The organism is Oxalicibacterium solurbis, assembly GCF_014635845.1.
In the GTDB taxonomy this organism is placed as follows: Bacteria; Pseudomonadota; Gammaproteobacteria; order Burkholderiales; family Burkholderiaceae_D; genus Oxalicibacterium; species Oxalicibacterium solurbis.
This window is the reverse complement of record NZ_BMDP01000003.1, coordinates 29690-56344: the sequence shown is the minus strand read 5'-3', so window position 1 is coordinate 56344 and position 26655 is coordinate 29690. Positions and strand designations below refer to the sequence as shown.

24 protein-coding genes are annotated in these 26655 nt (G+C 58.9%); 16 read left to right on the top strand and 8 right to left on the bottom strand.

Features of this window, described 5'->3' with window-relative positions; genetic code table 11:
* The first annotated feature begins 54 nt into the window (after positions 1-54).
* Both aroKB and IEV40_RS10090 read left to right on the top strand, forming a co-directional pair.
* Positions 55-1716, top strand: a complete 1662-nt coding sequence (aroKB, locus tag IEV40_RS10095; protein WP_188421290.1) for a bifunctional shikimate kinase/3-dehydroquinate synthase AroKB — start codon at positions 55-57, stop codon at positions 1714-1716.
* Positions 1717-1725: 9 nt separating this feature from the next.
* On the top strand, positions 1726-2874 hold the full coding sequence (locus tag IEV40_RS10090; protein WP_188421288.1) for a deoxyguanosinetriphosphate triphosphohydrolase: 1149 nt from the start codon (positions 1726-1728) through the stop codon (positions 2872-2874).
* A gap of 6 nt (positions 2875-2880) precedes the next feature.
* Here the strand turns inward: IEV40_RS10090 and IEV40_RS10085 are convergent, their stop codons facing one another.
* The gene (locus IEV40_RS10085) at positions 2881-3969 is read right to left on the bottom strand and encodes an enoyl-CoA hydratase/isomerase family protein (RefSeq protein WP_188421286.1); all 1089 of its coding nucleotides are present in this window, start codon (positions 3967-3969) and stop codon (positions 2881-2883) included.
* Between IEV40_RS10085 and IEV40_RS14725 the strand changes: the two genes are divergently transcribed.
* The 7 genes from IEV40_RS14725 (at position 3958) to IEV40_RS10050 (ending at position 11461) form a co-directional block, all read left to right on the top strand.
* Positions 3958-4560, top strand: coding sequence for a type IV pilin protein (locus tag IEV40_RS14725; RefSeq protein ID WP_308632382.1), 603 nt, complete (start codon positions 3958-3960; stop codon positions 4558-4560). The two genes, IEV40_RS10085 and IEV40_RS14725, sit on opposite strands and share 12 nt — an antisense overlap.
* Entirely contained in the window at positions 4494-5192 is a 699-nt protein-coding gene (locus IEV40_RS10075; RefSeq protein ID WP_371870053.1) for a GspH/FimT family pseudopilin, read from the top strand. Before IEV40_RS14725 ends, IEV40_RS10075 begins: the two co-directional genes overlap by 67 nt.
* A complete protein-coding gene (locus IEV40_RS10070) occupies positions 5189-5656 on the top strand; it encodes a PilV family protein (protein WP_188421282.1) in 468 nt (155 codons plus the stop codon). The genes IEV40_RS10075 and IEV40_RS10070 overlap by 4 nt, the downstream gene beginning before the upstream one ends.
* Before the next feature lie 15 nt (positions 5657-5671).
* Positions 5672-6748 (top strand): PilW family protein, encoded by a 1077-nt coding sequence (locus tag IEV40_RS10065; protein WP_188421280.1) that lies wholly within the window; start codon positions 5672-5674, stop codon positions 6746-6748.
* A complete protein-coding gene (locus IEV40_RS10060; protein WP_188421276.1) occupies positions 6738-7379 on the top strand; it encodes a pilus assembly PilX family protein in 642 nt (213 codons plus the stop codon). Before IEV40_RS10065 ends, IEV40_RS10060 begins: the two co-directional genes overlap by 11 nt.
* 70 nt (positions 7380-7449) lie before the next feature.
* The gene (locus IEV40_RS10055; RefSeq protein WP_188421275.1) at positions 7450-10830 is read left to right on the top strand and encodes a pilus assembly protein; all 3381 of its coding nucleotides are present in this window, start codon (positions 7450-7452) and stop codon (positions 10828-10830) included.
* Positions 10820-11461: an energy transducer TonB gene (locus tag IEV40_RS10050; protein ID WP_188421273.1), complete on the top strand. Its 642-nt coding sequence runs from the start codon at positions 10820-10822 to the stop codon at positions 11459-11461. Before IEV40_RS10055 ends, IEV40_RS10050 begins: the two co-directional genes overlap by 11 nt.
* 60 nt (positions 11462-11521) lie before the next feature.
* Here IEV40_RS10050 and hpf read toward each other — a convergent pair whose 3' ends face one another.
* The 7 genes from hpf to IEV40_RS10015 all read right to left on the bottom strand — a co-directional run bounded on the left by hpf (position 11522) and on the right by IEV40_RS10015 (position 16994).
* On the bottom strand, positions 11522-11875 hold the full coding sequence (gene hpf, locus IEV40_RS10045) for a ribosome hibernation-promoting factor, HPF/YfiA family (RefSeq protein WP_188421270.1): 354 nt from the start codon (positions 11873-11875) through the stop codon (positions 11522-11524).
* A gap of 98 nt (positions 11876-11973) precedes the next feature.
* Positions 11974-13476, bottom strand: coding sequence for an RNA polymerase factor sigma-54 (locus IEV40_RS10040; protein WP_188421268.1), 1503 nt, complete (start codon positions 13474-13476; stop codon positions 11974-11976).
* 17 nt (positions 13477-13493) lie between these two features.
* Positions 13494-14234, bottom strand: a complete 741-nt coding sequence (gene lptB, locus IEV40_RS10035; protein ID WP_188421266.1) for an LPS export ABC transporter ATP-binding protein — start codon at positions 14232-14234, stop codon at positions 13494-13496.
* 1 nt (position 14235) lies between these two features.
* On the bottom strand, positions 14236-14787 hold the full coding sequence (gene lptA, locus IEV40_RS10030; protein WP_188421263.1) for a lipopolysaccharide transport periplasmic protein LptA: 552 nt from the start codon (positions 14785-14787) through the stop codon (positions 14236-14238).
* 31 nt (positions 14788-14818) lie between these two features.
* Positions 14819-15421: an LPS export ABC transporter periplasmic protein LptC gene (lptC, locus tag IEV40_RS10025; RefSeq protein ID WP_188421261.1), complete on the bottom strand. Its 603-nt coding sequence runs from the start codon at positions 15419-15421 to the stop codon at positions 14819-14821.
* Positions 15418-15966: a KdsC family phosphatase gene (locus tag IEV40_RS10020; RefSeq protein WP_188421259.1), complete on the bottom strand. Its 549-nt coding sequence runs from the start codon at positions 15964-15966 to the stop codon at positions 15418-15420. The genes lptC and IEV40_RS10020 overlap by 4 nt, the downstream gene beginning before the upstream one ends.
* On the bottom strand, positions 15966-16994 hold the full coding sequence (locus IEV40_RS10015; protein WP_188421258.1) for a KpsF/GutQ family sugar-phosphate isomerase: 1029 nt from the start codon (positions 16992-16994) through the stop codon (positions 15966-15968). The genes IEV40_RS10020 and IEV40_RS10015 overlap by 1 nt, the downstream gene beginning before the upstream one ends.
* 168 nt (positions 16995-17162) lie before the next feature.
* On the opposite strand from IEV40_RS10015, the gene IEV40_RS10010 reads away from it, so the two are divergent.
* The 7 genes from IEV40_RS10010 to IEV40_RS09980 all read left to right on the top strand — a co-directional run bounded on the left by IEV40_RS10010 (position 17163) and on the right by IEV40_RS09980 (position 26625).
* Positions 17163-19187: a monovalent cation:proton antiporter family protein gene (locus IEV40_RS10010; protein WP_188422343.1), complete on the top strand. Its 2025-nt coding sequence runs from the start codon at positions 17163-17165 to the stop codon at positions 19185-19187.
* Between the two features lie 189 nt (positions 19188-19376).
* On the top strand, positions 19377-20882 hold the full coding sequence (locus tag IEV40_RS10005) for a UbiA family prenyltransferase (protein WP_229724065.1): 1506 nt from the start codon (positions 19377-19379) through the stop codon (positions 20880-20882).
* Positions 20879-21256 carry an SMR family transporter gene (locus IEV40_RS10000; protein WP_229724064.1) on the top strand — a complete coding sequence of 126 codons (378 nt, stop codon included), beginning with the start codon at positions 20879-20881 and terminating at the stop codon, positions 21254-21256. Before IEV40_RS10005 ends, IEV40_RS10000 begins: the two co-directional genes overlap by 4 nt.
* 97 nt (positions 21257-21353) lie before the next feature.
* Entirely contained in the window at positions 21354-22892 is a 1539-nt protein-coding gene (locus tag IEV40_RS09995; RefSeq protein ID WP_188421254.1) for an ArnT family glycosyltransferase, read from the top strand.
* A 138-nt stretch (positions 22893-23030) separates the two neighbouring features.
* Positions 23031-23945: an AEC family transporter gene (locus IEV40_RS09990; RefSeq protein WP_188421252.1), complete on the top strand. Its 915-nt coding sequence runs from the start codon at positions 23031-23033 to the stop codon at positions 23943-23945.
* Between the two features lie 121 nt (positions 23946-24066).
* The gene (locus IEV40_RS09985; protein ID WP_371870052.1) at positions 24067-24726 is read left to right on the top strand and encodes a response regulator; all 660 of its coding nucleotides are present in this window, start codon (positions 24067-24069) and stop codon (positions 24724-24726) included.
* 3 nt (positions 24727-24729) lie between these two features.
* Positions 24730-26625: a sensor histidine kinase gene (locus tag IEV40_RS09980; protein WP_188421250.1), complete on the top strand. Its 1896-nt coding sequence runs from the start codon at positions 24730-24732 to the stop codon at positions 26623-26625.
* Positions 26626-26655: the final 30 nt, after the last annotated feature.

Genomic DNA, 26655 nt, shown 5'->3' with positions numbered 1-26655 from the left:
TGCCGGGTGTAGGCGGCGCCATATCGGCTGCCGCACCTGAAGAAAGTACGGGCAGTGAGCGGTAATATTTTTCTGGTCGGCCTCATGGGGGCCGGCAAAACGACGGTCGGCAAGGCGCTGGCCAAAAGACTCAACAAGCGTTTCGTCGACTCCGATCACGAAATCGAGGCACGCACCGGTGCCTCGATTCCGTTGATCTTCGAGATCGAGGGCGAGGCCAGTTTTCGCCAGCGCGAGGCGGAAGTCATCCGCGATCTTACGAGCCAGCAGGATATCGTGCTGGCGACCGGCGGTGGCGCAGTGCTGAATCCGCAAAGCCGTGCCTACCTGAAGGAACGCGGCACCGTCATCTACCTGCGTGCCAGCGTCCACAGCCTGCTGCAACGTACCAGCCACGACCGCAATCGCCCCCTGCTGCAGAATGCCGATCCGCGCAAGACGCTGGAAGATCTCACGCGCATCCGCGAACCGCTTTATAACGAAGTTGCCGACTTCGTCATCGATACCGGCCGTCCTAACGTACAATTCCTGATGCAATCGATTCTGTCGCAACTGGGGCCGGAATTCGGCCAGGGCGAACAGGATTGCGGACACCACTCATCATCAAGGCACGCCATGACGCCACCGCTTTCCACTTCCCAGACGCTGAACGTCGATCTGGGCGACCGCAGCTACCCGATCACGATCGGGCAGGGATTGCTCGGCGACAAGACGGTAGTCGCAGGCAAGATTCCCGGAAAACGTGTCGCCATCGTGACCAATACGGTGGTCGCTCCTCTGTACCTGCAACAGATCACTGCAGCGCTGACTGCCGCCGGCAAACAGGTCGTGCCGATCGTGCTGCCGGATGGCGAAGAAGAAAAGAACTGGGCCAGCCTGATGAAAGTGTTCGACGTGCTGCTCACCGAAAAATGCGACCGCAAGACGACGCTGGTCGCGCTCGGCGGCGGCGTCATCGGCGACCTGACCGGCTTTGCGGCAGCTGCCTACATGCGCGGCGTGCCTTTCGTGCAGGTGCCGACCACGCTGCTGTCGCAGGTCGATTCGTCGGTCGGTGGCAAGACCGGCATCAACCATCCGCTCGGCAAGAACATGATCGGTGCCTTCTACCAGCCGCAGGCGGTGGTGGCGGATACGTCCACGCTGAATACGCTGCCTGCGCGCGAACTCAGCGCTGGATTGTCGGAAGTCATCAAGCATGGCGCGATCATCGATCCGCCTTTCTTCGACTGGATCGAAGCGAATATCGACAAACTGGTGAAGAAGGATGCTGCGGCACTGGGCTACGCGATCAAGCGTTCGTGCGAGATCAAATCCGATGTCGTGCGCCAGGACGAACGCGAAGGCGGCCTGCGTGCCATCCTCAATTTCGGCCACACCTTCGGCCACGCGATCGAGGCCGGCATGGGCTACGGCGTCTGGCTGCACGGCGAAGCAGTCGGCTGCGGCATGGTGATGGCGGCGGATCTGTCGCATCGACTGGGCTTCATCGACGAGCATGCCAAGGCGCGCATCACTGCCGTCGTCAAGGCAGCCGGGCTGCCGACGGTCGCGCCTGACTTGGGCGAGCGCTGGATCGAATTGATGGAAGTCGACAAGAAGAACGAAGGCGGCCAGATCAAGTTCATCCTGCTCAAGCCGCTCGGCAAGACCGTCATCATGCCGGTGCCGCTGGACGTGCTGCAGCAGACGCTCGCAGCCTGCACCAAGGCCTGACGCGACTTGATGGATATCGAAATCCATCTCGCCCCCTATGCGGCCCGTTCCGAGCTATCGGCGGGCCGTCGATTCCCGGAAGAAGCGCCGTCGTCGCGCACTGAATTCCAGCGCGACCGCGACCGCATCATCCATTCCACGGCTTTTCGCCGCCTCGAATACAAGACGCAGGTCTTCGTCAACCATGAAGGCGACCTGTTTCGCACGCGGCTGACGCACAGCATTGAAGTCGCGCAGATCGCCCGTTCGATCGCCCGCAATCTGAAGTTGAACGAAGACCTGGTCGAAGCAATTTCGCTGGCGCACGATCTCGGCCATACACCGTTCGGCCACGCCGGCCAGGATGCGCTGAATGCCTGCATGGATGAATACGGCGGCTTCGAACATAACCTGCAGAGTCTGCGGGTGGTCGATCAGCTGGAACAACGCTACGGCGCGTTCGACGGATTGAACCTCACGTTCGAGACGCGTGAAGGCATCCTCAAGCATTGCTCGCTGAACAATGCGAAGAAGCTCGGCGAGATCGGCCGCCGCTTCATCGAAAAGAAGCAGCCGTCGCTGGAGGCGCAACTGGCCAACTTCGCCGATGAAATCGCCTACAACAACCACGACATCGACGACGGTTTGCGTTCGGGTTTATTGACGACTCAGCAGCTCGACGAAATCGATTTCTATGCGCGGCATCGTCAGGAGGTTGAGCAGGCCTATCCCGGTATTGCCGGTCGCCGCGCCATCAACGAAACGATACGCCGGATGATCAATGCGTTGATCGTCGACCTGATTCGTACGTCGCAACAGCGTATTCGGGATGCAAACGTGCAAAGCGTCGATGACGTTCGCAATGCACCACCGCTGATCGCGTTTTCCGAGGCGATGCAATCGGACGCCACGTTGTTGAAACGCTTCCTGCGCGAGAACCTCTACCGGCATTACCAGGTGAACCGCATGACCAGCAAGGCGCGTCGTATCGTCACCGAACTGTTCGATGCTTTCATGCGCGAGCCGAATCTGCTGCCACCGGATTACCAGCTTCCTTTGACGGAATCCCCGGCCGGTGTATCGGCACAGGCACGCGAGATTGCCGACTACATTGCCGGCATGACGGACCGCTACGCGATCCGCGAGCACAAGCGCTTGTTCCTGATCGACGAAATGTAAATGCGATCAGGCCAGTCCGCGTAGCGGATGGGTCTCGTCCCGCCATACCGGCGCAAAGAAGCGCTGCACCATATCTTCCGATACTTCCTCGATAGTGGCAGGTTGCCATTGCGGCCGATTGTCCTTGTCGATGATGGCTGCACGTATTCCTTCCATTGCATCCGGATGTTCGAAACAGTGATGCATCATCGTGCGTTCCATACGCAGGCACTCGGCAATCGTCATCGTGCGGCCGCGACGCAGCTGTTCAAGCGTCACGCACAACAACAGCGGCGAGCGCCGGCGCATGGTTTCTGCGGTGTGTCGTGCGAACGGATCGGCACCGTCGGCTAGTGAATGCATGATGTCCTGCACACTATCCAGAGAAAAGTGTTTGTCGATCAGCTGGCGATGCCGGGCAAGTGTGCCGGAGTTTGTGTCCACTTTTTCCTCGAAGGGCGCGCAGAAATGCCTTGCCGCATGAATATGATCGGTGTCGCGGGCTTGCAGCATGTCGCGAAGTGCTGGCAGCGTATCGGATGGAACGAAGATATCCGCCAGCCCTGTATGCAATGCGTCTGCTGCGCCAATCGTTTCCCCCGTTAGGGCTAGCCAAGTACCGGTTTCTCCCGGCATGCGCGATAGAAAGTAGCTGCCGCCGACATCCGGAAACAGGCCGATATTTACCTCCGGCATTGCCATACGCGTCTGTTCTGTCACGATGCGCAGACGTAGCGGAGAGCTGCTCTGCGATATTCCCATGCCGCCACCCATGACCAGCCCGTTCAGCAAGGCGATGTAGGGTTTGTGGTAGTGGTGAATCAGGTGATTGAGTGTGTATTCCTCGGTGAAGAAGGCCTCAAGCAAAGGACTGTTCGCCATCCCGGCGTTACAGAAAATCTCGTAAAAGAAGCGTAGGTCGCCACCGGCACAGAAAGCTTTCGGACTGACACTCTCGATCAGGGCGGCCTGGATGTGTGAATCCTGGAGCCAAGAGGAAAGGGCGGCGTTCAAGCCGCGGATCATTTCCAATGAAAGCGCGTTCAAGGCCTGTGCACGATTCAATGACACGACGCCAACCGGCCCTGCCTGGTCGGTAAGTAAATGCTCGCTCATGATGTGTGCCGAATGGATCGAAGACAGGCCATGTGCCGTTCGGAAAAGAAAAGACGCCGTTTGTCGGATAACGATGGCATGACTGCCGGGTTGATTTTACATTTCCGAAACAAGGGGGATTCCATGCAAGCAAAGTCATATTCTGCCATTCGACACGTCCGCGGATTCACGCTGATCGAAGTCATGATTACCGTCGTGATCATTTCGATTCTGGCGGCGGTTGCTTTGCCAGCCTATACCGATTATGTCACGCGAGGAAAAATCCCCGAGGCGACCAATGGATTGGCCAGCATGCGCATTCAGCTGGAACAGTATTACCAGGACAACAGAACCTACGAAGACGATGGCAAATGCGGCGGCATAAAAGACCCGGCCGAAAAAGACTTCACCTTTGCCTGTGTCCCTGCCAATAGCGGTCAGACCTACACGATTACCGCTACCGGTGCTGCAGCAAGCGGGATGAGTGATTTCGTCTATACGATAAATGAGAACGGAGACCGTCAAACGACAGGACTCCCGGAAAAATGGGGAACTGCCTCCACTTCCAGTCCTGTGAATTGCTGGGTAACCAAAAAGGGTGGTGGATGCTAATCCGGCGACATCAACATGGCGTGAGTCTGATCGAACTGATCATCGGCATCGCCGTGCTCTCCTTGTTGTTGGCAGTCGGCATGCCTTCGTTCGGCCTGTGGATTCAGAACTCTCAGACGCGCACGGCAGCGGAATCCATCCTGAACGGTTTGCAACTGGCGCGCAACGAAGCTGTGCGCCGGAATGCCAATGTACGTTTTACGCTGACCAGCGCGACAGGCTTGGTTGCATGGCAAGTTGGTTGCGTTGACGTCCGGGGCGATACATGTCCGGCGCTGATTCAGGAACAGGATGCAAGCGAGGGTGGCGGTAACGCGCGTGTCGGTATCAATACATTATTGCCGGCTGATCAGAACTATGATTCGGCGCTCGAAATCGGTGCCGGCATGGCTGCTGGCGAAGCGTCGGAAGATGGTAGCGAAGAGGCAACGCCTGGCGGCGCAGGTGTCACGTTCAATGGTGTGGGGACAATTCCGGATGCAAATATCGGCACCGACATTACACGCGTCGATGTAATGAATGCGGCATCGGCGGAAGCCCGACGTCTTGTGTTGATTGTCGGTGCTGGAGGTTTGGTAAAAATGTGCGATCCGAAATTTTCGCTGGCAGATAACGCGCAAGGATGCAAATGATGAAGCGTATGCCTAAACGGGTATCGAACTCGATCCAGCGCGGATCGGTCTTGTTGGAAAGCCTGATTGCCATTCTAATTTTCTCGCTTGGCATCCTCTCTCTGGTGGGTTTGCTGGGCGCGTCGGTCAAAGATACTGCGAGCTCAATGTATCGCACGCAGGCCAGTTTGCTGGCAAGCGAGGTCATCGGTGAAATGTGGGCGAAAAGCCAGACGACGACGAACGTCCCGACACTTCTTGCCGGTTACAAGGGCTCCGGACCGGAAGCGTGGCGCGAGAAAGTCGCCGCAGCGTTACCTGGTGTGGTTGAAGGAGCGGGCGAAGACGATACAGGCAGCAATCTGCCGGTCATTGATGTGGATGGCGACACCGTCACGGTGACGATCTATTGGAAGGCGCCAGGCGATACTTCGGCGCACCAGTATGTGATTGCGACACGCATCGTCGGCAACACCAATAGCTGACAGGAAGGACAAGGAATGCGATCACCTGTTTCACGGTTTCGGCAATGCGGCTTCAGTCTGGTCGAGCTCATGGTGGGCGTCGCCATCGGCCTGCTCGGTGTACTGATCATCATGCAGGTCTCGACCGTATTCGAAGGGCAAAAGCGCACCACGACCACCGGTTCCGATGCGCAGACATCGGGAAGTCTTGCGTTTTATTCTGTTGAACGCGATGTGCGACGTGCCGGCTTTGGTTTCAGCGTGCCGGGAATCATGGGGTGTACTGTCAAGCGCTATAGCGACGGCAAGGTGCTGCCGGATCTGATACTGCAACCGGTTGAAATTACCAAGGGAACAGGTAATGCGCCGGATGCGATTCGTGTCCTGTCCAGTGCCAAGAGCAACTGGAGCGTTCCGGTTCGCATGATCAAGGCGCATGCACAGAGTGCTACTGAAATGTCTGTCAATTCGACGCTGGGCATTCGGGCTGGCGATTTGCTGATTGCCTACGAGCCGGGCAAGAATTGCACGATGTTTCAGGCCACCGGCCCGGTCGGCAGTACGGGCAAAGCTATTTCCGATCCGGTGAAGGTGGAGCACGAGGCAGGCACGGCGCAGAGTGAGGGACTGTGGAATCCGGAGGACCCCACAGAAATATTCCCGCCAGGAGGATATGGCGTGGATGCGCAGGTATTCAATCTGGGCGGAATGATCGACCGCACCTATTCTTTGGATGGCACCAACCTGCAGGTCAGTGATGACGGCGGAGTGACGCAGCGTGTTATCGCAGCGGATGTCATGAATCTTAAGGCGCAATATGGAACGGTCAACGCTGCCAAGACATTGGTATGGGGAGATACCCTGGCCTTGGCCGATATCGGGCGTCTGGTGGCAGTCCGGCTGGCGATCGTGGCGCGCAGCCCATTGAAGGAAAAAGCGGATGCCGAAGGAAATTGCAACGCGACAGCAGCAGCAAATGCGCCGAAATGGGCAGGTCAAAAAGAGGATGAAAGTCTTGTCAGTGGAGACGACTGGCAATGCTACCGCTACAAGACATTTGAGAACGTCATCCCGTTGCGTAACATGATGTGGAAGGAAAGCGATGCGTCATGATTTTTTCAAGCGGCAGCAGGGCGTGGTCCTGCTGATTGCGTTGATCGTGCTGGTTGCCATGACGTTGGCGGGCATTGCCTTGGTGCGTTCGGTCGATACGGGCAATCTGGCTGCAGGCAATCTGGCTTTCCGCCAGGGGGCATCGCTCGCAGCGGATGATGGAATCGAGGCGGGTATTACATGGTTGAGCGGGCAGCAAGGTGGCGGCAACAGCCTGAAAGACGATCAGGCAGGCAACGGCTATTACGCCACCAGCCAGGATGCGCTGGATGTCACCAACAAGACCATCACATCGGCAGCGGTTGATTGGGATCACAACAGCTGCAAAGACCTTGATGTAACGAACTGCATACAGCCGTCGGCCTCCGTGGAGGTAAAGGACGATGGCGTGGTGTTGTACACCTACTCCTACATCATCCATCGTCTGTGCAGCAAGCCGCTCGGCTATAACGACAAGGACAATTCCTGCGTCACCTACCAGGGTTCGGACGACAAGAGTCCGAGCCGGGATGCGCCACAGGCCGGCGATACGCGTTTTGCCGGCGAGCCGGTTCCCTATTACCGAATTACCACGCGCGTGCTTGGTCCGCGCAACACGACGAGCTTCGTGCAAGCCGTCGTGCACTACTGAACAACTTTACTGCTTATTTGCAAAGTCTATTCACTGTTGCACGCGCAGCCGTGCAGCTTCGGGAGAAGTGATGAAGAACGATCGTCTGAAAAAGATTGCCTTCGCAGGCCTGCTACTGTGCGTGACGCATGCGTATGCCGATGTGACAGATATCGCCGATACGCCGTTGGCATCTTCGTCAGATAGTGTCGTCAAGCCAAACGTGATGTTCATCCTCGATGATTCGGGAAGTATGGCGTGGGACTACTTGCCTGATGTGGCTAATTTCAGCTCGGCTAGAGATAACAATGGCGATCGTCGTACTCGGTACTCTCCTTCTCCTTATGGAGAAAAGGCGAGCCAATGTAACGGTGTTTATTACAACCCCAATGTTGTATATAAGCCTCCAGTGTATGCGGATGGGACGAGTTATCCTGATGCGACTTTCAGTAAGGCTTGGGATGATGGATTTGACACATCAGATGGCACCACCAATTTAAAAGGCAGCTATTACTACACTTATTCAGGAAGCGAAAAAGCTTTAGGGTTTGTTTATAAGTCTAGTGGAGATGTAGATACAAGCAAGAATTTTTATCGGGAGTGCAATAGTGGCGAAGGGAGTAATCCAGGCTATAGCGTTTTCGTTAAGCATACGGTGGCAAGTACTTCTAGTGAAGCGGTAAACTTCGCCAATTGGTACAGCTATTACCGTACACGTATTCTGGCCATGAAGACAGCAGCGGGTTTGGCATTTAAATCAATTGGCGATAATTATCGTATTGGTTATACGACGCATAGCTATACCGGTGTTAATACCAATAATGCAGAATTTGAAAGAATCGACGATTTTACTTACGCTGATGATGGCAGCGGACAAAAAAACAAATGGTATGACAAGTTGTATAAAGCTATACCAAAAGACGGGACTCCTTTAAGGGCTGCGTTGTCCAAAGTCGGACGTATTTACGCAGGAAAATCTGATACTGGTGGTTCTCTCACAGGAAAGGACGATCCTGTTCAATATTCCTGCCAGCAGAACTTTGCGATTCTGGCGACAGACGGTTATTGGAATGGCGGGAGTGGCTATAAGATTGACGGGTCATCCATTGGGAATCAAGATGGCGGAAAGGATGTGCCGCGGCCATTGCGTGATGACAAGGGCAGTGAGGGAACGCTATCTGATATAGCTATGTATTACTACCAGACTGACTTGCGTGCCGATGGTGCTATCGGTGCATTGGGTGCAGACATTGATGTCGGAAAGGATAATGTTCCTGGTTCGGGCTCCGACAATGCGCTTCATCAGCACATGACTACATTCACACTGGGATTGGGGGTTAGCGGTTCACTAAAATATCCGGATGCACTCCAAAATCTGACGCAAGGTGCTCAGTCGTGGCCAGTTGCGCAGGCAGACAGCCCAACGGCAATCGACGATCTCTGGCATGCCGCTGTCAACGGACGTGGCACTTACTACAGTGCTCAAAAAGCGGATGATTTGGTATCGGGGCTCAGCAATGCACTGGCCGGCGTCAGCGCCCGTACCGGTGCCGCTGCCTCGGCCGCTACCAGTACGCTGGAACCGGTGGCCGGTGACAATCAATTGTTCATCGCGTTGTATCGCACCGTCAAATGGGATGGTGATTTGCAGGCGAAAACCATCAATCCGACAACAGGTGAAGTGTCGAATACGGTTGTCTGGAGTGCGCAGGCGCAACTGGATCAGAAGATCGCTACGACTTCTGATACCCGGACAATCTATACCTACGATGCCGATGCCTCAAACAAGCTGAAGGCGTTTTCATGGGCAGCCTTGGATGATGATGAAAAAGCCTTGTTCATGAACAAGTGCACAGACAATCTGCTATCTCAGTGCCCGGACCTTGCGGACGATGATGCGCGAACAAAAGTAGACGAAGGGGAAACTCTGGTGAATTTCCTCCGCGGGCAGAACGGCAATGAAGATCAGTCGGGTAATACGGATCTGCTTTATCGAGACCGCGAGCATGTGCTGGGGGATATGGTCGGTGCGCAACCTGTCTACGTGAAAAAGCCGACGTTCCCCTACCTGGATACCAATTACGCCGCTTTCAGGGATGTGACGCAAGTCAATCGTGCAGCAACGGTTTATGCAGCCGCCAATGATGGCATGCTGCATGCATTCGATGCGACGACTGGCGCCGAGCGCTGGGCGTACATCCCGCCGATGGTGTTGCCGAATTTGTACAAGCTGGTGGACAAGAACTATGCGTCCAAGCATCAATATTATGTGGATGGCTCGCCGTCTGTAGGCGACATCTGCCCTAATGCACCGACGACAACCTGCCAGGCCAGCGAATGGAAGACGATTCTGGTTGGCGGATTGAACAAGGGCGGCAAAGGGTATTACGCTCTTGACATTACCAATCCAGCCAGTCCCAAGGCATTGTGGAATTTCACCGATGTTGACGATGAAGACATGGGGCTGAGCTACGGTAATCCCATCATCACCAAACGTGCGGATGGAACCTGGGTTGTGGCGCTGACTTCGGGTTATAACAATACGAGTGGTGACGGCAAGGGCCATCTTTATCTGTTGAATGCCAATACCGGCCAACTGTTGCTCAAGCTGGATACGACGGCGGGCAGTTCTGGCACGCCGAGCGGGCTGGCAAAGATCAATGGCTGGGTCGATACGCTGAACGACAATACGGTCAAGCGTTTTTACGGTGGCGATTTGCTGGGCAACGTCTGGCGTTTCGATACGGACAACCTTGTATTGCCGGATGGTGCGGAGGCAACCAAACTGGCGGAATTGGGGAATGTCGGTTCGGTTGGCATCCAGCCGATTACCACACGCCCGTTGTTGAGTGAGATCGAGACGGGTGGCACACGCTATGCCGTTGTGACGGTCGGGACCGGCAAATATCTGGGAGATTCCGATCGTAATGACAAGTCGCAGCAGTCCATCTATGCCATCAAGGATAAGTTGACGGATGCCGGCTATGGCAGGCTGCGTCAGGACACAAGCTTTGTTCAGCAGACGTTGACGACGAACAAGGCAGGAACGGAGCGCGAAGGTTCGGACAATCCGGTGGACTGGAATACTAATTCCGGATGGTATGTCGATCTGAACCCGAACAACGAATCGCCAGGCGAGCGGATCAACGTCGATATGCAGCAGCAGCTGGGTATTCTTGCCGCGGCAGGCAATGTGCCGGAACAGAACGCCTGTACGGTTGGTGGTTATGCGTGGCTGTATTTCTTCGATTTTCGCACGGGTAGCTTCCTCGAATCGGATGGAACGGTGGGGCAGCGATTGATGGGCAATTCATTGGTGGCCGGTCTGCGTATTCTGAAGCTGGATAACGGCAAGACGATTACGCTGGTGACCGATACCAGCGGTAAATCCACGCCACAAAGCAATCCGGAAACAGGTGCTGGCGGCACGGTCGCACGCAGGATTTCCTGGCAGGAGCTGATTGTCGACTGACGGGCCAATGATGCGGCGTGGCACTTTATCAACGGTGCCGATTCTTTGCATGGGAGCGGTGGCGATTGCGCATGCCGCCCTCATTTCCATCCTGTTTCTCGGACCGTTCCCTTCCTTGCGGGAAATGCCTGATCTCGTTCATGTCGCACTTCTTCCTCACGAAGAACAAGCGCAACGAAAAGCGGTCGATATACCGACAGAAGATCATCCGGCGAAAGAGGCGCAGGCTAAACATGTCGTGAAGCAGGGCGACGCTCCAGCATCCGTATTGATGGATGAGCACGCAATGTTGCGCGAGACGCGATATTACGAAACGCGCGAATTGACGCAGAAACCGCTGGTCAAGGTGGATGTGCCGACAGCGTTGATGTTGAAGCTCGATGGCATGGAACCGCAGATTGTTGTCGCGCATCTCTGGATTGGCGAATATGGCGATGTCGATCGTGTCGATATCGAAAGGAGCGCCGTGTTATCCGAGGAAGGAAAAGAGAAGCTGCAACAGGTTTTCAGCATGGCGAGATTCCATCCCGGTGAAATCGATGGCGTTCCGGTCAGAACACATATGCGGATTGCGGTTCGGCTAGATCGGCCAGATCAGCCGATGCAAAGCGAGAAACGTGGGACAGAATGAATAAAGGGCGCAATCCGCGCCCTTTTTCATTGACGGCCATGCTCGGCCGAAATGTATCGCTTACGAGGCAGCGGCCTCTGCATTGTCCGGCAACCGCTTGATGCCCTCGTGCTGGTGATCCTGCAGTTTCGTTTTGTACTTGATCACCTGGCGATCCAGTTTGTCGATCAGCAGATCGATGGCGGCATACAGGTTGTCCGCAATGCTTTCCGCGTGCAGGTCTTTGCCTCGGACGCGCAGGTTGATTTCCGCTTTCTGGCGTTTTTCTTTCTCGGGAAGATTGTCCACAGTCAGGATGACTGCGATGTCGATCACATGATCGAAGTGTCGCTTGATGCGTTCCAGTTTGCCTTGTACGTATTCTCTGATGGCGGGGGTCAGTTCGAGGTGATGTCCACTGATGGTGAGATTCATACAGCGCTCCTAAGGAAATTCGCTGGCGGTTCAGGCGCCGTTGCCGGCTGCGCCGAACACAGCAACATGATGCAACTACAAAACAAAATCCGGAAGGATTACAAAGACTTGCGCAGATTGACCGGGGGAATCTTGAGGGCTTCGCGGTATTTGGCGACGGTGCGTCGGGCTACCACGATCCCTTGTTCCGCCAGCATGTCTGCAATCTTGCTGTCAGAGAAAGGTGTTTTCGGGTCTTCAGCTCCTATCAATTGTTTGATCAGGGCCCGTATCGCGGTAGAGGATGCTTCTCCGCCTGCTTCCGTCGCAACATGGCTGCCGAAAAAGTATTTCAATTCGAACATTCCATGAGGAGTGAGCATGTACTTCTGGGTGGTAACACGAGAAATTGTGCTCTCGTGTAAACCCAGTGTATCAGCAATTTCACGCAAAACAAGAGGGCGCATCGCGACGGCGCCATGCGAGAAAAAATTGCGCTGACGTTCGACAATGGCCTGTGCCACGCGCAGGATCGTATCAAAACGCTGGCGCATGTTCTTGATCAGCCATTTGGCTTCCTGCAGTTGCGTGCCGAGCGAACCTTCTCCCTTGTTCTGCTTGAGGATGCTGGCGTACATCGCATTGACGCGCAGGCGCGGCATCACTTCGTGATTGAGCATGACCTGCCAGCCGTTGCGTGTGCGCTTGACGATCACATCCGGTACGACGTAGTCGGAAGCATCGCTGGCAAAGGCTGCGCCGGGATGCGGATTGCATTGGCGAATGACGGCTTGCGCCTCGCGCAGATCTTCGTCGTCGCAGTCGAGCGCCTTGCGCAATTTATTGAAATCGCGTTGCGCGAACAGCGTGAGGTGGTTTTCGACGATGTTCAGCGCCATGCGCCGCGTGACGAACGCAATGCCTTCCATGCGGCGTATCTGCAGCGCCAGACATTCTGCGGCGTCGCGTGCGCCAATGCCGGCAGGATCGAAGCTCTGCAGCATGTGCAGCGCGACGGACAATTCTTCAGGCTCGATTTCCAGCTCTTCCGGCAGGCGCGCATGGATTTCTTCCAGGCTTTCTTCCAGATAGCCGTTGTCGTCCAGCGCATCGATGATCAGTTCGAGCAGGGCGCGGTCGCGCAGTTCGCGCACGGTAACGGAAACCTGTTCGAGCAGATGCTCGCGCAAGGTGACTTCGTGCGCTTCCAGTTGCGGGCGCGCATCGTCGTCGTCGGAGGACGACGATTTCGATGTGCGGGCAACGTCGTCGAAGCTCCAGTCGCTGTTGTCGGCGTTGCCATCCGTATTGCTGCCTTCGGTATTTGGTGAGTCGCCGGATTCGAAGGACGATTCCACATCGGCGGACTGGGCTGGAGATTCTGCCGGAATGTCGCCATCCGGCGACGTGCCGTTGCCGACATTGACGGCACCGTCGGCCAGCAGGCGCACGGCATTGTCGAGCGGATCGTCGGTGCGTTCCAGCATCGGATTGTCGGCCAGGATCTGTTCGATCTCCTGGTGCAGTTCCAGGGTCGACAGTTGCAGCAGGCGGATGGATTGCTGCAATTGCGGCGTCAGTGCCAGATGCTGGGAGACGCGTAGTTGCAGTGATTGCTTCATGGTGATTCTCTTCGCGCTTACATGCGGAAGTGTTCGCCGAGATAGACGCGGCGGACAGATTCGTTGGAGATGATGTCGTCGGGCCGGCCGCTGGCCAGGACCGCGCCCTGGTTGATGATGTAGGCGCGGTCGCAGATGCCGAGCGTTTCGCGCACGTTGTGATCGGTGATCAGCACGCCGATGCCGCGCTCCTTCAGGAAGCGCACGATGCGCTGAATCTCGATGACGGCGATCGGATCGACGCCGGCGAACGGTTCGTCCAGCAGCACGAAGCGCGGATTGGTGGCGAGCGCGCGTGCGATCTCGACACGACGACGTTCGCCGCCGGATAGCGACATGGCCTGGTTCTCGCGCAGTTTCTCGATCTGCAGATCGGCCAGCAGCGTATCGAGCCGTTGTTCGAGTTGTTCCTTGGATAGTGCCTTGCCGTTGACGCGCTGCAGCTCCAGCACGGCACGGATATTGTCTTCGACGCTGAGCTTACGGAATACCGATGCTTCCTGCGGCAGATACGAAAGGCCGAGTTGTGCGCGTTCGTGGATCGGGCGGCGCGAGATGTCGGTGCCGTCCAGTTCGATCTGGCCGGCATCTGACGGCACGAGGCCAACGATCATGTAGAACGAGGTGGTCTTGCCGGCGCCGTTCGGGCCCAGTAAACCGACCACTTCGCCGCTCTCGACCTGCAGGGCGACATCACGCACGACCTGGCGCGCGCCATAGCTTTTCTGCAGTCCGCTGACGATCAGTTTGCTCGACATCTCAGTTTTCCTTCTTCTCGGCGCGCGGCTGGATTACGGCCTTGATGCGTCCGGCGCCGGGTTTGCTGTCGCCGGACGATGTGTTGTGTACGGTGAAGAATTCGGCGCGCGTGTCATAGGAGATGTATTCGCCAGCGACTTCGTCGGTGATCTTGCCGTTCTCCAGCCGTCGCATCTTGGCGCGGGTGAAGAGCTTCATGACTTCGTTCTTGTCGTCGTATTCGATGCGTTCGGCCTCGCCCTCGATCCATTGATCCGGGCCGCCGTCGCGCTTCTGGCGGAAGCTGGCCAGCCCGTTCGGCGGCGCATACATCGTCATGAACTGAAAGCCTTCCGGATCCTGCGTGACGACCATGCGTGCCGATTTCATCAGGATCGTACCGCGCGTCAGCACCACGTTGCCGACGAAAGTGTTGACCTGCTTGACGTCGTCGTACTCCATCTGGTTGGCCTCGACGTTGGTCGGCTTGGTGCGGTCGGCCTTTTCGGCGTGCGCGCCGGTTGCGGCGATCAGGCCGGCGAGGACGAGGAGTACGGAAAGCAGTCGTGTCATGAAAACGTTCTCTGTAATGTGCGTGCCGGAATCAGTTCTTCGCGGGCGGGGCCTGATATTGCCCCTTGACGTTGCCGTCCAGTTTGAATTCGCCGGTGGCATTGTTGGCGTACATGCCGGTGCCGGTCAGTACGGATGCGCCCTGTTGCAGTTCGACGGGTTTGGGCGTCGTCATCGCGTCTTCGTCCGGCAGCAGCAGCAGGTAGGAAGTCTTCAACTGGAAGCGCGGCTTGGTGGCCGATGCAGGGCGATCGATATGCACGTCGTCGTACATGCGGATTTCGCTGTTGTTGTTCTTCACGGTGGCGTAGCGCGATGTGCTGACCATCGGCGGCCTGTCCTTGCCGTAGCTGTGCATGACGGGAGTCTGCACCAGATAGGAATCGTCGCCCGGGTAGTGCTTCAGTTCGCTGCCGGTCAGGTTGTAACGCGGTTCGCCGGTCTTTGCCATGCGCACGAAATTGAAATGCTGGACATAAAAATCGGGATCGGTGCGCACTGCACGCGGCAGCGAATCCTCGGTCTTGCGTTGCATGACTTCCACCAGCCACAAGCTGCCGAGCGCGAGTGCGCCGGTAATCACCAGCAGCGCGATTACGCGTATGGCGTCGCCAGGGCGGGCAGTGATTTTCATAGCAGGTACGGCGCGATGGCCGCTTCGTACTTGTCCTGCGCATGCAGGATCAGGTCGCACAGTTCGCGCACGGCACCGCGGCCGCCGCCGGCCTGCGTGACGTAATGCACGCGCGAGCGTACTTCGGGATGGCCGCCCGGCACACTGGCGGCAAAGCCGACGCGCGACAGGATGGGCAGGTCGATCACGTCGTCGCCGACGAAGCCGCAGGCCTCGGGTGCGATGCCGGTTTCCGCCAGTAATTGTTCGAAGATCGCGCGCTTGTCGTGCGCGCCCTGATGCACATGCGTGACGCCCAGATCGGTGGCACGGCGCAGCACGATGGCCGATTTGCGCGCGCTGATGATGGCGGTGACGATGCCGGCATTCTGCAGTAGCTTGATGCCGTGGCCGTCGAGCACGTTGAAGGTCTTCATCACTTCGCCGTCGGGACTGAAGTGCAGGCTGCCGTCGGTCAGTACGCCATCGACGTCGAAGATCATCATCCGCACATTCGCTGCGCGGGCGGTGGCATCTGCCGTGGCGGTCGGAATCGGCGACGTCATCAGATCACCTTCGCACGGGTCAGATCGTGGATGTGCAGCGCGCCGACCAGCGTGCCGTTTGCATCGGTGACCAGCAACTGGTTGATGCGGAATTCTTCCATCAGCTCGACCGCTTCGACTGCCAGTTGCTCCGGTTGCACGCTGCGTGGATTGCGGTGCATGACTTCGGCGATCGACACTGTGGAGAAATCCTGCACATTCTCGATCAGGCGGCGCAGGTCGCCGTCGGTGAAGACGCCGATGGCGCGGTTCTGGTCGTCGACGATGGCCGTCATCGCCATGCCTTTGCGGCTGACTTCGAGCAGCGCGGCATACAGCGTCGCATCTTCGCCTACTTTAGGGATTGCATCGCCGGTGCGCATCACGTCGCGCACATGCGTCAGCAGGCGGCGTCCCAGCGCACCGCCTGGATGCGAGCGAGCGAAATCGTCTTCGCCGAAGCCGCGCGCATCGAGCAGCGCCATTGCCAGCGCATCGCCCAGCGCCAGCGTCGCCGTGGTGCTGGCGGTCGGTGCCAGGTTCAGCGGGCAGGCTTCCTTGTCGACGTGAACGTTCAAATGTACGTCCGACAGCGTCGCCAGCGTGGACGTATCGCTGCCGGTGATGGAAATCAGCTTGGCGCCCATGCGCTTGACGATGGGCACGATGGAAACCAGTTCGCCGGCCTCGCCGGAATAGGAAATCGCGATCAGTGCGTCGTCGGCCGTGATCATGCCGAGATCGCCGTGCGAAGCTTCGGCGGCGTGCACGAACAGTGCAGGTGTGCCGGTCGAAGCGAGCGTGGCGGCGATCTTGCGGGCGATGTGGCCGGATTTGCCGATGCCGGAAATGACGACGCGACCATGGCAGTTCAGCAGCAACTGGGTTGCCTTGACGAAGGGGGCAGCGCCATCGCCGCTCATGCGTTGCTTCAGCGCAAGCAGGGCGTCGGCTTCGATCTGCAACGTTTCGCGGCCGAATTTCAGCGCGCGTTCGGCATCGACGGCAACGGTTGCCGGCGCGGCAGGGGGGGCATGGTTTACACTCATGCGGGAAAGTATAAACGATTCGTAAAGCAAAAAACCTGCCAGATAATACAAAAGTGTGGTTTGATTGGCATCGGGCAATTGGCATTGGCAACGCATTGCGCCATCCATGCCATTTGGTCCAGCTCATCCTGCCAGCCCTGTATTCATCCGCAGATCACCGCCATCATGCTGCTGTCCCCACTTGAACTCACCCTGTTGCTGCTGTCCGCCGCCGTTCTTGGCGTGGTCGCCTTTCGTACCCTGAACCTGCCGCCGATGCTCGGCTATCTGGTGGCTGGCATCATCATCGGCCCGTATACGCTGGGCTGGGCCGAAGACAGCGCGACCACGCATGCGCTGGCCGAATTCGGCGTGGTGTTCCTGATGTTTTCGATCGGGCTGGAATTTTCGCTGAGCAAACTGTCGGCGATGCGGCGCATCGTGTTCGGCCTCGGACTGGCGCAGGTGTTGCTGACGATAGCGGGGACGATGGCTTTCGGCTGGATCGTCGCGCATCTGTCGCAGCGGTTGACCGGCATCAGCTGGCAGGCCGCGTTCGCGTTGGGCGGCGCGCTGGCAATGTCGTCGACCGCGATCGTGTCCAAGATCCTGACCGAGCGGCTGGAGCTGGAAAGCGAACACGGGCGCCGCATCATCGGCATCCTGCTGTTCCAGGATCTGGCGCTGGTGCCGCTGCTGATTCTGGTGCCGGCGCTGGCCGATCATAGCGATGGCTTGGCGACGACGCTGCTGCTGGCCGCGGGCAAGGCGGTTGTCGTGCTGCTGTTGCTGCTGTTCGTCGGGCACAAGATATTGCGCAGCTGGTTCCGCATCGTCGTCAAGCGGCGCTCACAGGAACTGTTCATGCTGAACCTGCTGCTGATCACGCTGGGTGCGGCATGGATCACCGAGATGGCCGGCCTGTCGCTGGCATTGGGCGCGTTCGTCGCCGGCATGCTGATTGCCGAGACCGAATACAAGCACCAGGTGGAAGAAGACATCAAATCCTTCCGCGACGTGCTGCTGGGCTTGTTTTTCATCACTATCGGCATGCTGCTCAACGTGCGGCTGGTCGCCGAGCACTGGTTCCTGGTCTTGCTGCTGCTGACGATTCCGGTCCTGCTGAAATGCATCCTGATCGTATTGCTGGCGCGCGTGTTCGGTGCGCCACTGGGCGTGGCGATGCGCACCGGCCTGGCGCTGGCGCAGGCCGGCGAATTCGGTTTCGTGCTGCTGAACCAGATCGGCGGGCTGAATCTGCTGGAGCCGATGTTCGTGCAACTGATTCTGGCGTCGATGGTGCTGTCGATGCTGGTGGCGCCGTTGATTCTCGCCAAATCCGACGCCATCGTGATGAAGCTGTCGCGCAACGACTGGATGATGCAGTCGCTGGCGCTGACGCAGATCGCCACGCGCACGATGAAAACGCAGCAGCATGTGATCATCGCCGGCTTCGGCCGGACGGGACAGAGCCTGGCGCGCCTGCTGGAGGAAGAGGGCGTGCCGTATCACGCGCTCGATCTCGATCCCGATCGCGTGCGCGATGCGCAGGCGGCCGGCGTGCATGTGTCGTACGGCGATGCCGGCCGACGCGAAAGCCTGGTCGCGGCCGGCATCAATCGTGCCGCCGCACTGGTCATCACCTATGCCAGCACGCCGTCGGCATTGAAGGTCTTGCATCATGTGCACGAGATGGCGCCGGCGCTGCCGGTCATCGTGCGCAGCATGGATGACAGCGATCTCGACCGCCTGCGCGCGGCCGGTGCGACGGAAGTGGTGCCGGAGGTGATCGAAGGCAGCCTGATGCTGGCCTCGCATGCGCTGTTGACGCTGGGCGTGCCGCTGCGCCGAGTCATTTCCCGCATACAGATGGCGCGCGGCGAACGCTATGCGTCGTTGCGCGGCTTCTTTCATGGCGTCAGCGATACGTCCGATATCGCCGAAAACCTGCAGGTGCGCCTGCGCTCGATCGTGCTGCCGGAAGGCGCGCGTTCGATCGGCAAGTCCTTGGGCGAACTGGAACTGGACGAACTGGGCGCCGAAGTGATCGACCTGCGCCGCAATCGCAACCGGCTGGAGTGGACGCCGGAGACGACCTTGCTGGCCGGCGACATTGTTGTGCTGCGCGGCGCGGTGGAGGAGCTGGCGCGGGCTGAAGAACATTTGCTGAAGACGCGTCGCAACCAGCGCAGCGCCAGTGCCGGCGCCGGTTGACGGTATCCATATGAAGAAGGACAATTGCCGGCCTTGGTCCGCAAGCGGCGGGCCGATGCAGCGAATGTCCACATGGAGCAGCGGTGTGCCGCTTCGCCATGGCATCGACAGAGACAGGCGGTGCGTCGAAGGCAATGGCCGGGCGCGCTTTTCCATGACACCCATATCTCGTTTGTTCCAGGTGGCGATTTGAGCGTTTCCCCAGGCAGCTTTTCCCGCGCGAACCGTGAGCCGTCCGCTTCCGACAATGGAACGGCACAGGCCGGCGCATCGCTGCCGCTGTACGTCGATCTGGACGGCACGCTGATCTATAGCGACCTGCTGTTCGAATCCTTTTTGCTGCTGATCAAGCGCAATCCCTTCTATCTATTTCTCTGCATGTGGTGGCTGTTGCGCGGCCGCGCCTTTCTGAAGGTGCAGATCGCGCAACGCGTGGAACTCGATGCGTCGCTGCTGCCGTACAACGAAACCTTGCTGGCGTGGCTGCGTGGACAGCATGCCGGCGGCCGCCGGCTGGTACTGGCGAGCGCATCGGATGCGGGGTTGGTGCGACAGGTGGCAGATCATCTCGGCCTGTTCGACGATGTGCTCGGCAGCGATGCCGCGCACAATCTGAAATCGCACAATAAACTGCGGGCCATCGCACAGCATGCCGGTGCACAGGGTTTCGCCTATGCGGGCAACAGCACGGCCGATCTGGCCGTCTGGGAGCAGGCGGCGGAAATCGTCGTCGTCAACGCTTCGCAATCCGTCGCACGCCGTGCCGAAGGCATGCGCAAGCCGGCGCTGGTCATCGCACCGCGCCCGTTCAGCTGGCGCGCACTATTCAAGGCATTGCGTCTGCATCAATGGACCAAGAACGTGTTGCTGTTCGTGCCGCTGCTGGCCGCGCACAATCTTCAGTGGGAATTCTGGTGGCCGACGCTGCTGGCTTTCGTCGCCTTCGGCATGTGCGCATCGGCTACCTACATCGTCAACGATCTGTTCGACCTCGCATCCGATCGCGCGCATCCGCGCAAGCGCCTGCGGCCGTTTGCCGCGGCGACGCTGGCGATTCCACTGGGGTTGATTCTTGCCGGTGCGCTACTGCCTTTGTCGCTGCTGCTGGCGGCGTGGATTTCGCTGCCTTTCCTCGGCCTGATGATTGTCTATGTCGTTGCCACGCTGCTGTATTCGGCACGCCTGAAACAGCTGGCCATCGTCGATGTGCTGGTGCTGGCTTCGCTCTATACGCATCGCATCCTGGCCGGCGGCATCGTTGGCGGCATCGTGATTTCGAACTGGCTGCTGGCGGTGTCGCTGTTCATCTTCCTCAGTCTGGCGCTGGTCAAGCGCTGCGCGGAACTGGAAGTGATGAGCGAGGGCGGCCGTACTTCCGCTGCCGGGCGCGGCTATCGCACCAGCGATCTGCCGTACCTGATCTCGATGGGCATCGCCAGCGGTTTCGTCGCCGTGCTGCTGCTGGCGCTGTACATCGATACACGGAAGGCCGATGCGCTGTATCCGTATGCCGATCTGCTGTGGATGATCCTGCCGTTGATGCTGTTCTGGATCATGCGCCTGTGGCTGAAGATCGCACGCATGGAAATCCATGACGATCCGCTGCTGTTCGCGATCACCGACCGCGCCAGCTGGATCGTTGCGCTGCTGGTCGGCGTCATTGCACTGGCTGCATCGTTCGGAGGATGGGCATGAGTCAGATGGCGGCATTGGGGCTGGCGTTCTTTTGCGTGTGCCTGACGGCGCTGGCGCAGGTATTGATGAAGATGGGCATGTCGACGCCGGCGATCCAGCAGGCGATGGGTGGCGATCTGCGTACGATGGTCGGGCTGGTGCTGACGAATCCGCTGATCTGGGGCGGCATGCTGTGCTTCGGCGCGAGCGCCGGGTTGTGGCTGCTGGTGCTGGGCAGGCTGGAAGTCAGCATGGCGTATCCGCTGGTGTCGCTCGGCGTGGTGCTGACGACGCTGGCCGGCATTTTCCTGCTGGGCGAGACGCTTAGCGTCGCCAAGGTGCTGGGCGTAGGGCTGATCGTGGCCGGCGTGCTGGTGCTGGCGGTAAAGAGCTAGACGGCAAACCTGCGCAGCAAAACGAAGCAGTGCACTGGATAACGAAACCAGCGGCAAACCAAGAAGCAAATCAAGAAGCGGAATCAAGGAAGCGGTAATGAAATTGAACACGACGCGCGCGCTGTATGCCGACGCAGATCCGATACACGCCCGCCGGGTGTTCTGGTGGACTTTCATTGTCACGCTGGCGATCAGGCTGTGGCTGGCGGCCACCTTTCCGGTCACCGGCGACGAAGCCTTCTTCTATCAGTGGGGCGTCTATCCGGCATGGGGCTATTCCGATCATCCGCCGATGGTGGGCTGGTTGCTGTATGTACTGAACAGTATTTCCTCGTCGCCGCTGTCGATCCGTTTCTTCACGGCCGTGATGTGGAGCTTGATCGCGCTGGGCATGGTCGACCTGATGAAGCGCCTGCAGCCGTATCAGGAAGGATCGGCATGGTGGATGGGCACGCTGTTCCTGGTGCTGCCGTTCACGCTGCTGCTGAATTTCGTGACGACGGATACGCCGCTGATCTTCTTCATGTTCCTGTCCGGCTACTGCTTCATTCGCAGCATGCAGGCGCGCAATCACTGGTGGTCGGTGGCTTGCGGCATTTTTCTGGGACTGGCGCTGCTGTCCAAGTATTTCGCCGGCCTGCTGGCGATCGCCTACTTTTTCTACCTGTTCCGTTCGCGCCGCGGATGGATCGACCTGATCATCATTGCGCTGTGTTCGGCACCGTTGTTCGCGATCACCGTCGCCTTCAATGCCGATCATTGCTGGACCAATGTGATGTTCAATCTGATCAACCGCAACGAAGATGCGCACTGGTCATGGAAAACGGTCGGCACCTATCTCGCGATGATGGTCTACCTGATCACGCCGTGGGCGACGCTGCGCGTGCTGCGTTCGGTGCCGTCGATGGCGCGGTGCGGTGCGGTGGCCGTGCTGTTCGTCGTGCCTTTCCTGCTGTTCCTGCTGCTGTCGGTCGAGAAGACCATCGGCCTGCACTGGGTACTGGGCTTCATGCCTTTCGTTTTTCTGTTCATCGGCACGGTAGCCAGCGCCGGCGATCTGCGCCGCTATGCGATCTGGACCGGTCTTTTCTCGGTGCCGCATTTCCTGTTTCTGGCGGCGATCATCCTGCTGCCGACGACGATGTGGAAGGATGTCGGCGGCTTGCACGACGACATCGTGTTCCACAAGGAAGCGAAGAACATCGTCGCTGCCTTGCGTACCAACCTGCCGCCGGGCACGCCGATCATGGCGCGTGCCTACACGCCGGCGGCGCTGCTGTCGTATCACGCCGGCGAATACTGGCCGACCTTCGGTGAGGGAAAGTTCCATGCACGACAGGACGATCTGCTGGTCGATTTTCGCAGCTATGCCGGCAAGAGCATTCGCATCTTCGATCGCAAGCAGATCGATCCGAAGGACTTCGCGCCGTATTTCTCGTCGGTGACGGTGGGCACCATCATGGCCGGCGGTGTGCGCTACTGGTATGCGGACGGCCACGATTTCAACTATCCGGTCTATCGCGAGCGCATTTTGAAGACGGTGGCCGACAAGTACTATCGCATTCCGTCTTTCCTGCCGATGAACGGCTGCCCGTTCCTGGAACGCTACGATCTGCCGCGCCCGCCGGCGCACTAATAACGCGAATGACGGCGTCGTCGGTAAAAATCCGGCAGCCGTTGTAAAGTGTCGCATCCGGATGCCGGACGGGTTTTGCCCCTCCGGCATTTTTCAATCCGGCCTCTGTAATTTCTCCAGCATCCCCGGCAAGCAGCAATGGAAATCTTCGAACGCATCCTCGGCATCATCCTGCCGGTCTTCATCATCATTGCGCTGGGCTACGGCTATGCGCGACTGCGCGGCGAGACCGTGCGAGGCGACATGCTGGCGGTCAATCGCATCAGCATGGATGTGCTGTGCCCGCTGCTGATCTTCACTGCATTGGCAGCCAAGGATTTCGATCTGGCGCACAACGGCACGCTGATCCTCGCCGGTGCGCTGATCTCGATCGGTTCGGGTGCGCTGGCATGGCCGGTCGCGCGGCTGTTTGGTTACGACGTGCGCAGTTTCGTCCCGCCGATGATGTACAACAATTGCGGCAACATGGGATTGCCGCTGGCGGTGCTGGCTTTCGGTGGGGCCGGACTCGGTTCGGCGGTGGCGCTGTTCATGGCCTGCAACCTCGTCTATTTCTCGCTGGGCATCAAGATTCTCGAAAGCGGCCGCAGCGAAGGCGTGCGTGTGTCGCCGTGGAAGTTTCTCGCCAATCCGATGATGATCGCGATGATCATCGGCACCGCCTTCGCCGCGGTGCACGTGCCGCTGCCGGGGCCGCTGTTCCAGGCGATGAAGATGCTGGGCGATGCCTGCATTCCGCTGATGCTGTTTTCGCTCGGCGTGCGGATGCTGGATGTGAATTTCCGCAGCTGGCACATCGGCGTGGTCGGCGCGATCGTGTGCCCCGTCGCCGGCATGGCCGTCGCGTTGCTGCTGGATCAGGTGCTGGGTCTGACGACGGAGCAGCGCGGACAGATGTACCTGTTTGCTTCGCTGCCGCCGGCCGTGTTCTGCTTCATGATGGCCGAACAGTACAAGCAGGAGCCGGACAAGGTGGCTTCCATCGTGCTGCTCGGGAATCTCGCGGCGCTGGTGTTCGTGCCCGTCGGCCTGTGGCTCGGTTTGCCGAAATAACAAGAAACGCACCATGTCGCGCGGTTGATGCGCCGACGCATCAAAACCGGCATCAACCCCTGGCGGATGTGTTCCGGCAGGCAGGCTTCCGTTACACTGCGGCATCGGCAAGGGGAGCGCGGTGAACAGAATTTCGGTAGCGATGGTGGAAGACGATGCGTCGTTCCGTGAATCGGTGTGTGCCGCAATGGTCGCCGCGCCGGACATGGCCATCGATGCCGTCGCTGCCAGCGTCGCGGAAGGCATGACCCTGCTGAACGGCGATCCGGCAGATGTGCTGGTCGTCGATCTCGGATTGCCGGACGGCTCCGGCATTCAATTGATCCGCGAGGCGCGGCAGCAGTGGCCGCAATGCGAAGTGATCGTGGCGACGCTGTTCGGCGACGAGGACAAGGTGCTGTCGGCGATCGAGGCCGGTGCGTCGGGTTATCTGCTGAAGGATGCGCTGCCGCTGTCGCTGGTCGACGAAATTCGCAATGTATGCGCCGGCGGCAGCCCGGTCAGCCCGATGATCGCGCGCCAGCTGCTGCGGCGTTTGCGATCCATCCCGGTCGTCAGCAATGCCGGCGATGCCGACAGGGAGCCATTGTCGGTGCGCGAAATCCAGGTGCTGGAACGCATGGCGCTCGGTTACACGATGGCCGAGACAGCGGAACATCTCGGCATCGCCGTGACCACGGTCAATACCTTCGTCCGCCGCATCTATACCAAGCTGGGGGTCTGCTCGAAAGTGGAAGCGATCGACGCCGGTTATCGGCGCGGATTGCTGCATCGGAATTGAGCGATGAAGATCGTGCGTCTGCTTCTGTCGTTATGGCTCTGTTGTCTGGCCGGACATGCGGCGGCGGAAGAGGCCATGCACATCGTGCGGATCGAACGCCTGATCCAGAGCGCCGACGCGAGCTTGCCGCATCCCGGAAAGATATTGCCCGCGCTGCCCGAGCAAGGATGGGAAGAAGTCGCGCTGCCCGACGTGGCAATGCAACGCACGCCGGGCCGGATCGCCGAGGGAAAAACGCAGACCACGTGGTATCGCTTCACGCTGGATGCGCAACGCGCACAGACGGCGCAGGAGCTGTACTTCTATCTGCCGCGCTGGCAGACGGTCGGGCAGGTGGCGCTGTACGGCGACAGATGGCTGCTGTGGCGTTCCTCCGGCGATCCTGTCTGGAACGGATTCAACCAGCCGGTATGGGTGACGCTGGACGCACCTGAAATGACGAGGCGACCGCAGGTCGTCCTGCTGCGCATGGACAGCGTGCCGGGCGCGGGCGCCGGCATTTCGACGGCATGGGTCGGACCGCGTTCGGCACTGGCATGGCGCTACTACACGCGCATGGCGCTGCAGGTGTACGTGCTGCTGGCGACCGGCATTGCCTTTCTCGGACTCGGCTTGTTCTGTCTCGGCGTGTGGCGCAAGCGCCGGCATGAAATCCTGTATCTGCTGTGCTTCCTGGCATCGCTGTGCTTTGCCGGGCGCTACCTGCATTACGTCACGCCGCTGAATGCGAATTTCATTTCTCCCGCCTGGTATGGATGGGTCAGCGTCAATGCGGTGAACTGGCTGGCGGTCGTCATCCTGATCTTCAATTTCCGCCTTTGCCGCCGCCACTATCGCTGGCTCGAGCGCGGCATGATCGCCAGCGTCGTATTGCAGAGTGCGGTGACGCTGCCGCTGCTGGAAAGCAGCGAAGCGATCGCCGCCTTGTCGTCCTATGTGTATCTGCTGGTGCTGCTGATGGCGATTCCGGCCTGCGGGTTTGCGTTGTATGCGGCATGGCAGGAACGTGAAAAGTCAGGCATGCTGCTCGCGCTGATTTCGCTGACCGGCATTCCGCTCGGCATACACGACATGATGCTGCACGGTTACCGGATCGGCGTGGAGCACGTCTATCTGCTGCCGCTTGCGCAGATCGGGTTCTTCATCGTGTTTGCCTTCATCATCCTGCAGCGTTATCTGAACGGCATCGAACATCTGGAACACAGCCGCGAACTGCTCACGCAACGCCTGCAGCAGCGCGAGGCCGAGCTCGCCGACAGCTATGCCAAGCTGCGCGAAATCGAACAGCGCGATCTGTTGAGTCGTGAACGCCAGCGGTTGATGCAGGACATGCATGACGGCCTCGGCGGCGCGCTGGTCGGCATGATGCGCATGGTCGATCGCGGCGACCTGCAATCGGAACGGTTGAAGACGGCGCTGCAGGATTCCATCGACGAACTGCGGCTGACGATCGATTCGCTGGAGCCGGTCGGTTCCGACATCAGCGTGCTGCTTGCCGGTCTGCGTTTCCGTCTGCAGCCGCGCCTGGAAGCCGCAGGCGTGCAACTGCGCTGGCAGCCGGAAGCCTTGCCGCCGGTGCCGTGGCTGACACCGGGATATGCGATGCATCTGGTTCGCATCGTGCAGGAAGCGGTGACCAATATCGTCAAGCACGCCGGCGCCAGCGAGATCGTTTTCGCGACGCATGCGGATGCGACGCATGCGCGCATTTGCATCAGCGATGACGGCAACGGCTTCGCGGGCGGCGATAACGACAATGGCGGCCGGGGATTACGCAACATGCATTACCGTGCGGAACAGCTGGGCGCCGTATTGCGCTGGCAGGAAATCGTCGATGGCGGACGCGTGCAGGGCACGCGATTCACACTGGAATTGCCGTTGGCGCGCGCCGGGTTGTAAAAGCCTGCTGCCGGCCGGACGGACGGCAAG